Raw genomic sequence first — 591 nt, 5'->3', positions numbered from 1 at the left:
CACCTCGCGCGCGTCCGCGAGCTGCATGGCAGCTGCAAGGGCAACCTGGTGCGGGTCCACGAGGAGCTCGCCGCCGAGGGGATCGAGGTCGGCTACTCGAGCCTGACGTCTTTTTGCCGACGCCATGAGATCGGCCAGCCGGCCAAGCAGCGCGTCGGTCGTTACCACTTCGAGCCGGGCCAGGAGATGCAGCACGACACCTCGCCGCACGTCGTGAAGATCGACAATGTGGAGACGCTGGTCCAGTGCGCGTCGCTGGTCCAGTGCTACAGCCGAATGCTCTACGCCCAGGTCCACGCCCGCTGGTCGCGTTTCGAGTGCCGAGCCTTCCTGTCTGAGGCGATCCAGTACTTCGGCGGCGCGGCAGCGCGCTGCATGATCGACAACTCGTCGGTGATCATCGCGCACGGTCGTGGCCCCGACGCGGTCCCGGCCGCTCAGATGCTCGCCCTGGCCGAGCGCTTCGGGTTTGAATTCGAGGCGCACGCCGTCGGCGACGCGAATCGCTCGGCCCGGGTCGAGCGACCGTTTCACTTCATTGAGAACAACTTCTATGCTGGCCGTGTATTCACGAGCCTCGATGACCTCAAC

The 591-nt window shown here is 65.7% G+C and carries 1 pseudogene; it reads left to right on the top strand.

Annotated features, from left to right (window positions below):
* Window positions 1-591, top strand: a pseudogene (locus ENSA7_RS36940) (DDE-type integrase/transposase/recombinase); the annotation flags it as partial.

The organism is Enhygromyxa salina, assembly GCF_002994635.1.
In the GTDB taxonomy this organism is placed as follows: Bacteria; Myxococcota_A; Polyangia; order Nannocystales; family Nannocystaceae; genus Plesiocystis; species Plesiocystis salina_B.
The sequence above is the reverse complement of the archived record's forward strand: the minus strand, read 5'-3'. Positions and strand labels throughout refer to the sequence as shown.